Source organism: Pseudonocardia sp. ICBG1142 (assembly GCF_020496255.1).
In the GTDB taxonomy this organism is placed as follows: domain Bacteria; phylum Actinomycetota; class Actinomycetes; order Mycobacteriales; family Pseudonocardiaceae; genus Pseudonocardia.
The window spans coordinates 525,627-538,533 of the sequence record NZ_JAHLJC010000030.1; the positions used below are offsets into that span (position 1 = coordinate 525,627).

Below are 12,907 nucleotides of genomic sequence, written 5' to 3' on the forward strand. Positions count from 1 at the left end.
GACTCCTGACACTAGGAACCGACCATGTCAGGGGTCAACATGGAATTCGCCCATGACACCCAGGTGCTGCTCGCGGCGGCCGCGGCGCTGGTGAACACCCGTCGGGCCGACCCGGACCCGCTCGACGACGTGCCGGGCTTCGCCGCGTGGCTGGCCGAGCAGCCGTACTCGGGGCGCCGCGCCGGCTCCGACGACGAGCGCCGGGCCGTCCGGGTGCTCCGCGAGCGGCTGGCCGGGCTGTGGCCCGCCCACGGCGAGGACGACGGCCCCGACCGCGACGGCACCGTCACCCTGGTCAACGCCATCCTCGCCGAGACCGACGCGCGCCCGCACCTCGCGCGGCACGACGGCTGGGACTGGCACCTGCACGTCACCCCGCAGGACGCCCCGCTGGCGGACCGGATGGGCGCGGAGATCGCGATGTCGGTCGTCGACCTGGTGCGCCGCGACGACCTGTCCCGGCTGCGCCGCTGCGCCGCCGAGGACTGCGACGCCGTGCTGGTCGACCTGTCCCGCAACCGTTCCAAGCGCTTCTGCGACACCGGCAACTGCGCGAACCGCGCGCACGTCGCCGCCTACCGCGCCCGCCGCGCCACCCGTTCCTCCGAGCGCCCTTCCTCCGGCGCGGGCGGGCCGGGGCGGGTCAGCTCCGGGCCGTCAGGTGCTCGGTGAGCAGGGCGTTCACCTCGTCGGGGCGCTCGTAGTTCAGTAGGTGGGCCGAGTCGGCGACCTCGGCGTAGCGGGCGCCGGGGATCGCGTCGGCGATCTCGTGCAGCGACGACGGCGGCGTCGCCGGGTCGTCCGCCCCCGCCACGGCGAGTGCCGGCACCGACACCCCGCCCAGCTCGGCGCGGATGTCGAAGGCGCCGATGGCGGCGCAGCAGGCGGCGTAGCTCTCGTCGTCGGAGGCGCGCAGCATGTCCAGCAGCCGCTGCTCTCCGGCCGGGTCGCGCTGCGCCCAGGACTCGACGTACCAGGTCCCGGGGCGGGAGCCGACCATCGCGGCGGTGCCGTCCGCCCGCACGGTCGCCGCGCGCTGCGGCCACGAGTCCGGGTTCGGGAAGCGCGCCGCCGTCGCCAGGACCGCGATGCTGCGCACCCGCTCCCCGCCGTGCACGCCGAGCCACTGGCCGATCGCCCCGCCGATCGAGACGCCGACGTAGTGGAAGTCCGCGACCCCGGCGGCGTCGGCGGCGGCGAGCGCGCCGCGGCCGAGGTCGGCGATCGTCAGGTCACCGGTGACGGGGGCCGAGTCGCCGTGGCCCGGCAGGTCGAACCGGACGCAGCGGAAGCGGTCGGACAGGGCCGCCACCTGGGCGTCGAACAGGTGCAGGTCGGTACCCAGCGACGGGCCGAACAGCACCGCCGGTGCGTCGGCCGGACCGTCCACGACGTGGTGCAGATCGAGTGCCATGTGCCCATCCTGCACCGGCTGCGGATCGCGGCCCGGGTTCGTAGGGTCGTGGGCGAGGACGTGTGCGTCACCGGAGCCGCTGGAGAGAGGACCGTCCATGGCCGAGCTCGAGACGTTCAGGATGCTGATCGGCGGGAAGCCGTCCGACGCGGCGTCCGGCCGCACCTTCGAGACGCAGAACCCGTTCACCGGAGCGCCCTGGGCGACCGTGCCGGACTGCGGCCCCGACGACGTCGACGCCGCCGTCGCCGCCGCCCGCAGCGCGCTCGACGGCGAGTGGGGCGCGATGACCCCGTTCGGCCGCGCCGCCTGCCTGCGTCGGCTGGGCGACCTGATCACCGAGAACGCCGAGACGCTGGCCCGGACCGAGGTCAGCGACTCCGGGAAGCTGTACCGGGAGATGATCGGCCAGCTAGGCGGTCTCGGCGGCTGGTACCAGTACTACGCCGGGATCGCCCCGACGATCGAGGGCCGCCAGATCCCCACTCCGAACCCGAACTACCTGGTCTACACGCGCAAGGAACCGGTCGGCGTCGTCGCGGCGATCACGCCGTGGAACTCCCCGCTGCTGCTGATGACCTGGAAGGTCGCACCCGCGCTGGCCGCGGGCTGCACGATCGTCGTGAAGCCGTCGGAGCACGCGCCCGCCTCGACGCTGAAGTGGGCCGAGCTGATCGAGAAGGCCGGGATCCCGGCCGGCGTTGTCAACGTCGTCACCACGAACGACCGGGACACCGCCGCGCACCTGGCCGGGCACCCGGGCGTCGACAAGGTCGCGTTCACCGGCTCCACCGCGACCGGACGGTCGATCGCGAAGGCGGCCGCCGAGAACCTGAACACGGTCACCCTGGAGCTGGGTGGCAAGTCCCCGCAGGTCGTGTTCCCCGACGCCGACCTGGAGGCCGCCGCGAACGGGATCGTCGCCGGCGTGTTCGCCGCGACCGGCCAGACCTGCATGGCGGGGTCGCGGCTGATCGTGCACGCCGACGTCCACGACGAGCTCGTGCGGCTCGTCGCCGAGCGCGCGGCGACGATCACCCTCGGCGACCCGAACGCCGAGGACACCGAGATGGGTCCCGTCGCGAACGGGCCGCAGTACGAGAAGGTGCTCGGCTACTTGGAGACGGCGAAGGCGGAGGGCAACACCGTCGCCTACGGCGGGGCCGCCGAGTCCGGCCTGGGCGGCTACTTCGTGCAGCCGACCGTGATCACCGGGGTGACGCCCGAGTCCACGGTCTACCAGGAGGAGGTGTTCGGCCCGGTGCTCGCGGCGCTGAGGTTCACTGACGAGGACGAGGCGGTGAACCTCGCCAACGACACCCCCTACGGCCTGGCCGGTGCGGTGTGGACGAAGGACGTGCACCGTGCGCACCGGGTCGCGGGGAGGATCCGCGCCGGGACGGTGTGGATCAACGCCTACCGGGTGGTGTCGCCGAGCGTCCCGTTCGGCGGGTTCGGGCACTCCGGGCTCGGCCGGGAGAACGGCGTCGCGGCCGTCGAGGAGTACCTGGAGAACAAGTCGGTGTGGGTGGAGCTGACCGGCGGCACCCGCGACCCGTTCACCCTCGGCTGAGGCCGGACTCCGGTTCCGGGGATGTGCAACCGCCGCGCCCGGGGTCGAGGTCCCGGGCACGGCGGTCCTCCGGCGCCGCGGGCGGGACGCGCGGGCCCGGCGACGGGGAGCGTCGCCGGATCCAGCGGCCACGTCGTGCGGCGTGGAAGTCGGGGAGCGACCACGGAACCGATGTGGACAGCACGCTACGACCGGCGGCGGCCGCCGCTCGCGGACTGAGACCCCCGACCGGTGGACGGACCCGCGAGCGCGACGGGTGGGAAAGCGTTCCGCCGTCCGGAGCAGTCGGACCCGTCGGTCGCGCGCGGGGCTCTCAGCGGCCGCCGGACAGCCCGCTCCCGGGACGACGGCGGTCGGCACCTCGGCACCCCCGGCGGCCTCGGCACCGTCAGGCCAGGACCACCTGCCCGCCCTCGACCCGCACCGGTCGCGAGGTGAGCGGTGCCCGGGCGGGTCCGTCGAGCGGGGCCCCGTCGGAGACGGCGAACAGGCTGCCGTGGCAGGGACAGGAGATGCCGGCCCCGGAGACCTGGTCGACGAGGCAGCCCTGGTGCGGGCAGGTCGCGTCGAAGGCCAGGACGGTGTTCGCGTCCGGGCGGGTCACGACGACCCGCTGCTCGGCGAAGACCCGCCCGCCGCCGACCGGGACGTCGTCGACGGCGGTGAGTCCGGCGGGCGCCGGGGCGGCGGCGCTGCTCGGCGCGGGCGCCGGAGTGGTCGGCTCGGGTGTGGGGGTGGACGGTGCGGGCGCGGCGGGGGCCGTGTCACGCGGGGTTCCGTAGGTGGCGCAGCCCGCGGCACAGCAGGCCACGGCAGCGCCGGCGCCGGCGAGGAGCCGGCGGCGCGGGATCGGGGACACGGGGGACCTCCGGGGTTCGGTGGGAGCGGTCGGGGATCAGAACGACAGGCCGTGGCCGGTGAAGAACCACAGCGCCGAGGTGAGCCAGACCCCGGCGAGCACGGCGAGCAGCACCCCACCCGCGACGGCGAGCAGCCACCCGGGCACGCCCGGGCGCCGCAGGAGCAGCATCTTGGTGACGAACGCGCCGTAGAACAGGCAGCCGAGCGCGGAGTGCAGCAGCGCCGACGTCGTCGCGCCGGACCAGCCGAACGCGTAGAGGCACTGCACGGCGACGGGCACGGTCACCAGCACCGCGACCCGGCCCGACCACCGGTGCGCGACCGCGGTCGCCGGGTCAGCGTAGCCGCGCATCATCATCCGACCCGTCACCCCCTGGACGATCGCGAGGACCAGGGCGGCCGAGCCGAGCCAGGCCTTCGCCGCGGCCCCGCTGGAGAACCCGGCGAGGTTCACCGCGACGCCGGTGCCGACGTGCTGACGGGCCCAGACCCCGAGGGCCACCGCGACCAGCGACCCGACGACGACCGGGACGGCGACGACCCGCCACGACGGGCCCTCCGCCGGGACGGCGACCTCCTGGGCCGCCTCCGCGGCCGGGCGGCGACGCGCGCGGGTCGGGTCGGGTCTCGCCGCGCGGGACCGGCGACGGTCGGGGGTGCTCCCGGCCCGGGCCGCGTCGTCGGCGCCCGTGGACCATCCGGGCTGCGGGACGTCATCGGCGGCCCGGCGCGGGCGGCCGGGACGCGCGGTCCCGGCGTCCCGCGCCGGGCGGCGCGGCGTGGTGACCCCGTGGGCGCCCGAACCGCCGCCCGGGGGCGGGGTGAGCGGGCCGGTCGGGGTGAACAGGTCCCCCGCGACGGCGTCGCGGCGCCGGTCGGCGGTGCCCGCCCACCGGTCCGCGGCCGTGTCGGGGTCGTGATCGGGTGCTCGGGACGGCTCCGGGACGGCGGCCCAGCCGCCGCTGTGCTCGGGGCCGCGCGGGTTCGGGATGTCCGCGGGGACCGGGGCGAACCCGACCGGATCGGTGAGGTCGCGGTCCGCGTGCCGCGCGCGGGGGGACATCAGTACCCACCGCCGTAGCCGCTGCCGCCGGTGGCCGGGGCCTCGGCGGCCGCGGGCTCTGTGCCGGGGGCGGGTGCCGTGTCGGACGCGTCGGTCCGGGCAGCGGTGAACTCCCAGGACCGCCCGTCGGCGCGGGCGGTGCCGGTGGCGACGCCGTCGGCGACGGTGTACGCGACCTCCGCGCCGTCCTTGCCGGTCAGGCGGGTGGTGCCGCCGGGGGTGGCGGTGCCCGTCGTCCAGGACTCGACGCCGCGGTTGTCGCAGACGTAGGCCTTCACGGCGCCGTCGGTGACCCAGATGTCGACGGTGACCGTCCCGTCCGTCGACCGGCCCGTGTAGGCGACCGTGCCGGTCGCGGCCGGGGCGGCCGTCGGAGCGGGCGCCGCCGGGAGGGCGAGCGAGCCCGCCGCCTGGTCGACGGCGGCGGGGGCCGCTGCGGGCAGCGGTTCCGGTTCCGCGGTGAGCACGACGTTGGCCGTCGCGGCCCCGGCGGCGACCGCGCCGACGGCGGCCATGGTCAGGAGGGGTCCGGAGAGTCGCATGTCAGCCCACCTCGATCCGGACCGAGTCGAAGGCGGGTGTCTGGTTGGCCCGCTGCATCATCGGGGTGCGGTGCGACCCGTCGCCGGCCCACGACGAGCACTGCAGCTCGCCGGTCTGCTCGACCCCGGGCACGTCGATCGTGACGCTGTCCGGCCGTGCTCCTCCGCCGCCGTCCTCGGTGGCCAGGAAGAACAGCGGGTCGGGCGCCGAGTCCGGTGCCTCGCCCGGATCGGGCAGGATCCGGCAGGCGGTGTGGAAGTGGCCGCGCTGGAGCCCCTGGCCGTTCAGCAGGGACGCCTCGGCGTAGTAGCCGCCCTGGGCCGCGGGCAGGAACCGGTCGCGGACCAGGTTCCGGGTGCTGACGGTCAGGCGGAACGCCTCCCCCGGGCGGACCTTCGTCGGGGCCTGGGTGATCAGCAGCGACGGGCTGCGGCCGGCGTCGGCGACCTCGCCGAACGCGGTGGACACGCAGCGGGGCGCCTTCTGGAACCCGTCGTGGGCGGTGAGCCTGCTGCCGGAGCAGTCGACGGCGAGGATGTCGAGCGCCGACGGCGCGCCCGTGCCGTTCCCGTCGGCCTTCCCGGCTGCTCCGCCCCCCGCGCCGTCGGAACCCCGGCCGTCGGCGGCACCGGAGCCCTGGTCGTCGGCGGCACCGGACCCCGAGCCCGATCCGTCGGCGCCCGAGGTGCCCGAGCCCGCGCCCGAGGTGCCCGAGCCCGCGTCCGAGGAGTCCGGCCCCGAGGAGCCGGACCCCGTGTGCCCGGAGTGGTCGTGCCCCCCGCCCCCGGAGGAGCCCGCGGCATCGGACGTGTTCCCGGCCCCGTCGGACGAGCCGGACCCGCCGGACGAGTCGGACGGCCCGGATGCGACGTTCGCCGGCCGGTCCCCCCGGTCGACGGAGGCGGCCCCGGCGGCGTAGGCGGCGGGCCCGGCGACGAGCAGGCCCAGTGCGAGCGCGGTGACCGCGATCGTCCTGCTGCGGCTGGTGGTGGATCTCATCGGTATCGGCTCCTCGGGGCGGTGCGGTGCGCGCCGGTGGTGCGGGAGGGCGGCGCTCCGGTGTCGGTGTCCAGGTCGAGGTCGTGGGGGGTGGCGTCGGCGAGGCCGGGATCGGGCCGGGGCCGGACCGGCGGCACGTGCGCCAGCTCGTCCCAGGGGTCGGGCGGGCCGACCGGCAGGGCCCGCCGGGCGCCGTCGCGGGGGTGGCGCGGGGCGGGGACGAGGGCGGTGGCCGGGCCGGCAGCGGGCCGGCCACGCCGGTGCAGGGTCATGAGCAGCCCGCCCGCGGCGAGCAGCGCGACCCCGACCACCAGGGCCGGCACGACGACGTCGGTCGCGCTGCGGGCGCCGGTCGGCACCGGATCGGGTGGGGCGGGCAGGGCCGCGTAGTCGACCAGCCCGGTCGACTCCAGGTAGCCGATGTGCCGGGTGACGTACACCGACGCCTCGTTCGCGAACTGCCGCATGAGCTCGTTGCGGGTGCCGACCTTGACGTCGGTGATCACCGGCAGGACCGAGCCGTGCGCGGCGCGCAGGAGCTGCACGAACTGGCGGTCGTAGTCGGTCCCGGTGCGGGCGGTCAGGTCGTTCATCCAGCCGATCTGCTGGTCGTTCGGTCTGCTGGGCAGCAGGACCCCGAGCTGTTCGGCGGTGGAACGGACCAGTGCGTCGAGATCGTGGTGCTCGACGCCGAGCTTGCGCGCGACCTCGCGGACCGCCGGCGAGGTGGCCTGCTGCTCACCCTGCTGCCCGGTCGGTGCCTCCCAGAGACCGGCGAGGCGCACCTTCTGCAGCAGGTCGCGGTCGGCGGGGCCGAGCGGCCCCCACCGGGTCTGCGTCCATCCCTGCTGCTGGTCGGTGGTGGCCGAGGTGGCCACCCAGTACTGGGCGAGCGCGACCGCGGCGACCGCGGCCAGCGCGGCGAGCACCGACCAGCGGAGCGGGCCGGGGATCCGGCGGGACATGGGCTCTCCCCTTCTCAGACCTGGGCGAACTGCTCGGTGTGCACCCGGTCGTCCGGGACACCGAGCGCGGTGAGGGTGGCGAGGACGGCGCCGACGAGCTGCGGCCGGCCGCAGACGAAGTAGTCGAGGCGGCGGGCCGGGTCGTCGAGATCGGTCAGGACGGCGGCGAGCAGCGCGGTGTCGATCGGCCCGGTGGCCCCGGCCCAGTCCGCGGACGGGCGGCGCAGCACCTCGGTGACCTGCAGGTCGATCAGTGTGCGCAGGTGCGCGAGCTCGGCCCGGAACAGCAGGTCGGCGCGGTCGCGGGCGTGCACGACCAGCCGGTACGGCCGCCGGTCGTCGCGGTCGGCTGCGGTGCGCAGCATGCTCATCATCGGCGTGATCCCGACGCCGCCCGCGATCAGCACGAGCCCGGTCGACGGCACCGAGTCCGGGGTGAACGAGCCGTACGGGCCGTCCACCCAGACCGGGTCGCCGCGGCGCAGCTCGCGCAGCCGCCCGGCGAAGTCGCCGGTGTGCCGGACGGTGAACTCGACCCGCCCACCGTCGGCCGCCGACGAGGCGATCGTAAACGGGTGCTCCTCCACCGACATCCGCTCCAGCCGCAGCCAGGCGAACTGGCCGGGCCGGAACCACGGCCCGGCGTGCCGGCCGGGCCGGGCGAGCACGAGGGTCGACACGGTCGGGCTCTCCGGGCGCACGACGTGCACCCGGAACTCGCCGGTCGCCGCGCGGGCACCCCAGCGGAGCACCAGGACCGCGACCAGCAGCAGGCCGAGCCCGCCGAGCACCGGCCCCATGACGGCGTCGCCGACCAGGTTGTTCAGCCACAGCACGTGCAGCGACGACGCGCCGACGACGACCGCGGCCAGGCTCAGGTGCAGCCAGCGCCACACCTCGTGCGAGCCGGTCCGGACCCCGCGCAGCGCGAGCACCAGCAGCACGACGACCGCGACCGTCGCGAGGGTGGCGGCCTGGCCGCGGGCCGGCGCGGCGAACGGCACGAGCAGCCCGACGCGTTCCGGGTGGTCGGCCACCACACAGGCCAGGTGCAGGGCGACGAGCACCCCGGCCAGCACACCGAGCCTGCGGTGCAGGCCGAGCAGGGTCTCCAGGCCGAGGGCTCCGGAGAGTCCGCGCACCCGGGACGGCAACACCGCGACGATCACCATCGCCGACAGCGCGAGCAGCCCGGTCAGGACCGAGAGCTGGTGCAGCAGCGGCTGCGGCCCGGAACGGAGCATCCAGATCAGCGACGGGCCGACGAGGACCGTGACCAGCACGGACCCCCACACCGTGCGGGCGCGGCGGTGCGCCAGCCAGGCGTCGGCGGGCGGCGGGGTGTCCCGCCGCAGAGGTGCGGTGACCGGATGCGGAACCGGGCGGTTCACCGGTCGCCGGGCGTGCGCCCGGCCGGTGAGGGTGCCCGCAGCGGGCGGGGGTGGTGGGTGCGCGAGCGGTGGACCGTCACCGACCGGCCTCGGGCCGGTCGTGGGTGCGACGCTGCGGTCGCGCGGACGCCGGGGGTGCGTCCGCGCAGGGCGGGGCGGGTCATCGGATCACTCCGGTTCGTGGAACCGGCCGGGTGGGGAGCCCCGGCCACCGCCACGGCGTCCGAGGGGAGCGGGCCGCGGTGCGGTGACACGAACATAGGAACCCCACCGCGGCGGGGTTGCGTTCCTGAGAGCACCCGCCGCCGTCCGGTCGTCGCCGTCCGGCGGGCGGGGTCCGATCGCTCCGGTCGGCCTACCGACCTACGGCCGACCGCCGCGACGACTCTCAGGGACCTCACGCTCACCGCGCGCGACCACCGCTGGTCCCGTCCGATCGGCCTCCGACGGCACGCGCAGGGCCGAGGACGGGGCCGACGGCGGCGGCACGTCCGCGCCCGGCCGCGGCGGGCCCGAGCCCGGCGGTCGACCACGGAACACCCTCGTGGCGCCGCGGTCGGACGGCAGGTCGGACGGCACGGCCGCGCCCCTGGCCGGGGCGCGGCCGGGTGACTCCGTCAGGCGGAGACGCGCTCCCCCGCGCGCACGCCCTCGGCGAGCTCGCGGGCGAGCGACTCGACCGCGGACGGCCCACCGGACTCCAAGGCCTGCACGAACGCCGTGCCGACGATGACGCCGTCGGCGTAGGAGGCGACGTCGGCCGCCTGCTCCGCGGTCCGCACACCCAGGCCGACGCACACCGGCAGGGTCGCGTGCTCCCGCGCGCGGGTGACCAGGTCACGGGCCTCGACGCCGACCGAGCGGACGCCGGTGACGCCCATCAGCGACGCGGCGTAGAGGAAGCCACGGCTCGCGCCGACGGTCATCCGCATCCGCTCGGGGGTGGTGGTCTGGGCGACCAGGAAGACCCGGTCGAGGTCGTGCTTCTCCGACGCGGCGAGCCACTCGTCGCAGTCGTCGGGCAGCAGGTCGGGCGTGATCAGACCGGAGCCGCCCGCCTCGGCGAGGTCGGCGGCGAACCGCTCGATGCCGTAGCGGTCGACGAGGTTCCAGTAGCTCATGACCAGCGCCGGCGCGCCGGCGTCGACGACCCCGCGGACGGCGGTGAACGCGTCGCGGGAGCGGGCGCCGTTGTCCAGCGCCTGCTGGGTGGCGCGCTGGATGACCGGGCCGTCCATCAGCGGGTCGGAGTAGGGCAGTCCGACCTCGACGACGTCGACGCCGCCCGCGACCATCGCCCGCATCGCCTCGACCGAGCCCTCGACGGTCGGGAAGCCGACCGGCAGGTACCCGACCAGTGCGGCGCGGCCCTCGGCCCGGACCGCCTCGATCCGCTGCTGCACGCTGGCCATCAGACCGCTCCGTCCGTCACGGCGTTGCCCTCGTCGTCGATGAGCTGGAAGTACTTCGCCGCGGTGTCGACGTCCTTGTCGCCACGGCCGGACAGGTTGACCAGCACGACCTTGCCCTCGCCCAGGCGCTTCGCCTCGCGCAGCGCACCGGCCAGCGCGTGCGCGCTCTCGATGGCCGGGATGATGCCCTCGGTGCGGCAGAGCAGGCGGAAGGCGTCCATCGCCTCGGCGTCGGTGACCGACTCGTAGCGGGCGCGCTTCATGTCGTGCAGCCAGGAGTGCTCCGGGCCGACGCCCGGGTAGTCCAGACCGGCGGAGATGGAGTGCGAGTCGCGGGTCTGGCCGTCCTCGTCCTGGAGGATGAAGCTGCGCGAGCCGTGCAGGACCCCGACGTCGCCGCCGCCGATCGACGACGCGTGCCGCGGGGTGTCGACGCCGTCGCCGCCGGCCTCGAAGCCGACCAGCTCGACCGAGGTGTCGTCGAGGAAGGCGTGGAAGATGCCCATCGCGTTGGAGCCGCCGCCGACACAGGCGCACACCAGGTCGGGCAGCGCACCGGTCAGGTCCTGGACCTGCTGGCGGGCCTCGACCCCGATGATCCGCTGGAAGTCGCGCACCATCGCCGGGAACGGGTGCGGCCCGGCGACCGAGCCGATGAGGTAGTGCGTGTCGGCCACGTTGGTGACCCAGTCGCGCATCGCCTCGTTCATCGCGTCCTTGAGGGTGCGCGTGCCCGAGGTGACCGGGCGGACCTCGGCGCCGAGCATGCGCATCCGGGCGACGTTGAGCGCCTGGCGCTCGGTGTCGACCTCGCCCATGTAGACGACGCACTCCAGCCCCATCAGGGCCGCGGCGGTGGCCGAGGCGGCACCGTGCTGCCCGGCGCCGGTCTCCGCGATGACCCGGGTCTTGCCCATCCGCTTGGTGAGAAGAGCCTGGCCCAGCACGTTGTTGATCTTGTGCGAGCCGGTGTGGTTCAGGTCCTCCCGCTTGAGCAGGATGCGTGCACCGCCCGCGTGCGCAGCGAACCGCGGCGCCTCGGTGAGCAGGCTGGGCCGCCCCGAGTAGGTGCGGTGCAGCTCGGCGAGCTCGGCCTGGAAGGCCTCGTCGGTCATCGCCGCGTGGTAGGCCTGCTCGAGCTCGTCCAGCGCGGCGACCAGCGCCTCCGGGACGTAGCGGCCGCCGAAGCGGCCGAAGTACGGGCCGGTCTGGTCGACCAGCCGCGCCGTGTCCCCGGCCGGGGGAAGGGCGGTGTCGGTCACGAGTACTCCCTGACGGATCGAGGACCCCGATCTCGGGCCGCCGCCGGGCGGGGATGCGCCGGGAGATCGGACGTCCACGACGGTACACCGGGCCCACGACGCCGGACGCGGCACCGGGGGCTCTCATATATCACCGCGACGGTGCCGCGCGGCCGGCCTTCAGACGAGTCGCGGGCGTCCCGCGACCCAGCCCAGCACCATCTCGACGACGATCACCACGCCGAGCAGCACCAGCGACGGCGTCCAGGAACCGGTGGCGCCGTGCAGGACCCCGAACAGGAACGGACCCGCCGCGCCGATGAGGTAGCCGAAGCCCTGCGCCATCGCCGACAGGTCGGTGGTCTCGGCGGACTCGCGGGTGCGCAGCGCGATCACGCCGAGCCCCAGCGGGAAGACCGCCATGCCGGTGCCGAGCAGGACCGTCCACAGCCACGGCGCGGCGGCCGGGGCGATCGCGAGCCCGGCGACGGCGGCCAGCGAGCAGCAGGCGAGCCCGACGATCCAGCCCGACTGCGACGGCCGGTTCAGCGCGATCGGCGGGATGATGAAGCTCAGCGGGATGCCGATGAGGTTGATCAGGGCGAGCATCAGGCCGGCGTCGGTGCGGGTCACCCCGACCGAGACGAACAGCTCCGACAGCCAGCCCATCGCGACGTAGGCGACGCAGGCCTGCAGCCCGAAGAACGCGGTGACCACCCAGGCCAGCGGGCGGCGCACCATCGGGCGTCGCTCCACGGCCTCCGCGGTGCGCACGACCGGCTCCGGCTCGCCGTGCCGGGCCCCGGCGGCCCACACGACGAGTGCGGCCAGCGACAGCAGCGCCCACGCCCCGACCGCGCCGCGCCAGCCGCCGAGCAGCGGCTCCAGCGGCGGGGTGAACGCCGCGCCGATCCCGCCACCCGCGGCCAGCGCCGCGGTGTAGATGCCGGTGACCCGGCCGACGGCGTGCGGGAAGGACTGCTTGACCACCACCGGGATCAGCACGTTGCCGATCGCGATGCCCGCCGCGGCGACGAAGGTGCCGCCGAGCACGACCCACGGGCCGTCGACGACGCGCAGCACGAGCCCCGCGGTCAGGACCGCCATCGCCAGGCCGATCGCGCGGGCCGTGCCGAGGCGACGGGCGAGCAGCGGGGCCGCGATCGCGGCGAGACCGAAGCAGATGGTGGGGACGGCGGTGAGCACGCTGGCCCAGATCGCCGAGGCACCGAGGCCGTCGCGGACCTCGCCGAGCACCGAGGACATCGAGGTCACGGCCGGGCGGAGGTTCGCGGCGGCGAGCGCCACCCCGACGACGAGCAGGGGGGTCCCGACGAGCGCACCACGGCGCGACGGCCCGATGTCCTCGGCCCGTCCGGTGGCGATGGTCTCCTCCGCGCGTGTCTCCTGCTCAGCAATGCTCACGAAACAGTATTGTTACAGAC

13 protein-coding genes are annotated in these 12,907 nt (G+C 75.6%); 2 read left to right on the forward strand and 11 right to left on the reverse strand.

Annotation, left to right across the window (positions count from 1 at the left end; all coding sequences use genetic code 11):
- Positions 1–24 precede the first annotated feature (24 nt).
- On the forward strand, positions 25–672 hold the full coding sequence (locus KPL59_RS16630; RefSeq protein WP_226361336.1) for a CGNR zinc finger domain-containing protein: 648 nt from the start codon (positions 25–27) through the stop codon (positions 670–672).
- On the opposite strand, the gene pcaD is transcribed toward KPL59_RS16630, so the two are convergent.
- The gene (gene pcaD, locus KPL59_RS16635) at positions 644–1,414 is read right to left on the reverse strand and encodes a 3-oxoadipate enol-lactonase (protein WP_043279851.1); all 771 of its coding nucleotides are present in this window, start codon (positions 1,412–1,414) and stop codon (positions 644–646) included. The genes KPL59_RS16630 and pcaD overlap by 29 nt on opposite strands.
- A 97-nt stretch (positions 1,415–1,511) precedes the next feature.
- Between pcaD and KPL59_RS16640 the strand changes: the two genes are divergently transcribed.
- On the forward strand, positions 1,512–2,987 hold the full coding sequence (locus KPL59_RS16640; RefSeq protein ID WP_226361337.1) for an aldehyde dehydrogenase: 1,476 nt from the start codon (positions 1,512–1,514) through the stop codon (positions 2,985–2,987).
- 388 nt (positions 2,988–3,375) lie between these two features.
- Here KPL59_RS16640 and KPL59_RS36970 read toward each other — a convergent pair whose 3' ends face one another.
- The 10 genes from KPL59_RS36970 to KPL59_RS16690 form a co-directional block, all read right to left on the reverse strand.
- Positions 3,376–3,846 (reverse strand): Rieske (2Fe-2S) protein, encoded by a 471-nt coding sequence (locus tag KPL59_RS36970; protein ID WP_226361338.1) that lies wholly within the window; start codon positions 3,844–3,846, stop codon positions 3,376–3,378.
- Between the two features lie 36 nt (positions 3,847–3,882).
- Positions 3,883–4,911: a DUF6529 family protein gene (locus tag KPL59_RS16650; RefSeq protein ID WP_226361339.1), complete on the reverse strand. Its 1,029-nt coding sequence runs from the start codon at positions 4,909–4,911 to the stop codon at positions 3,883–3,885.
- On the reverse strand, positions 4,911–5,453 hold the full coding sequence (locus tag KPL59_RS16655; protein WP_226361340.1) for a hypothetical protein: 543 nt from the start codon (positions 5,451–5,453) through the stop codon (positions 4,911–4,913). The genes KPL59_RS16650 and KPL59_RS16655 overlap by 1 nt, the downstream gene beginning before the upstream one ends.
- Position 5,454: 1 nt before the next feature.
- A complete protein-coding gene (locus tag KPL59_RS16660) occupies positions 5,455–6,453 on the reverse strand; it encodes a hypothetical protein (protein ID WP_226361341.1) in 999 nt (332 codons plus the stop codon).
- Positions 6,450–7,418, reverse strand: coding sequence for a DUF4142 domain-containing protein (locus KPL59_RS16665; protein WP_226361342.1), 969 nt, complete (start codon positions 7,416–7,418; stop codon positions 6,450–6,452). The genes KPL59_RS16660 and KPL59_RS16665 overlap by 4 nt, the downstream gene beginning before the upstream one ends.
- A 14-nt stretch (positions 7,419–7,432) precedes the next feature.
- Entirely contained in the window at positions 7,433–8,809 is a 1,377-nt protein-coding gene (locus KPL59_RS16670; protein ID WP_226361343.1) for a ferric reductase-like transmembrane domain-containing protein, read from the reverse strand.
- Positions 8,806–8,973: a hypothetical protein gene (locus KPL59_RS16675; RefSeq protein WP_158071556.1), complete on the reverse strand. Its 168-nt coding sequence runs from the start codon at positions 8,971–8,973 to the stop codon at positions 8,806–8,808. The genes KPL59_RS16670 and KPL59_RS16675 overlap by 4 nt, the downstream gene beginning before the upstream one ends.
- A 453-nt stretch (positions 8,974–9,426) precedes the next feature.
- Complete coding sequence (gene trpA, locus KPL59_RS16680; RefSeq protein WP_226352260.1) at positions 9,427–10,221, reverse strand: tryptophan synthase subunit alpha; 795 nt, start codon at positions 10,219–10,221, stop codon at positions 9,427–9,429.
- Positions 10,221–11,483 (reverse strand): tryptophan synthase subunit beta, encoded by a 1,263-nt coding sequence (gene trpB, locus KPL59_RS16685; protein WP_226352259.1) that lies wholly within the window; start codon positions 11,481–11,483, stop codon positions 10,221–10,223. The genes trpA and trpB overlap by 1 nt, the downstream gene beginning before the upstream one ends.
- Positions 11,484–11,642: 159 nt before the next feature.
- Positions 11,643–12,887 (reverse strand): MFS transporter, encoded by a 1,245-nt coding sequence (locus KPL59_RS16690; protein WP_020623503.1) that lies wholly within the window; start codon positions 12,885–12,887, stop codon positions 11,643–11,645.
- Between the last annotated feature and the right edge of the window lie 20 nt (positions 12,888–12,907).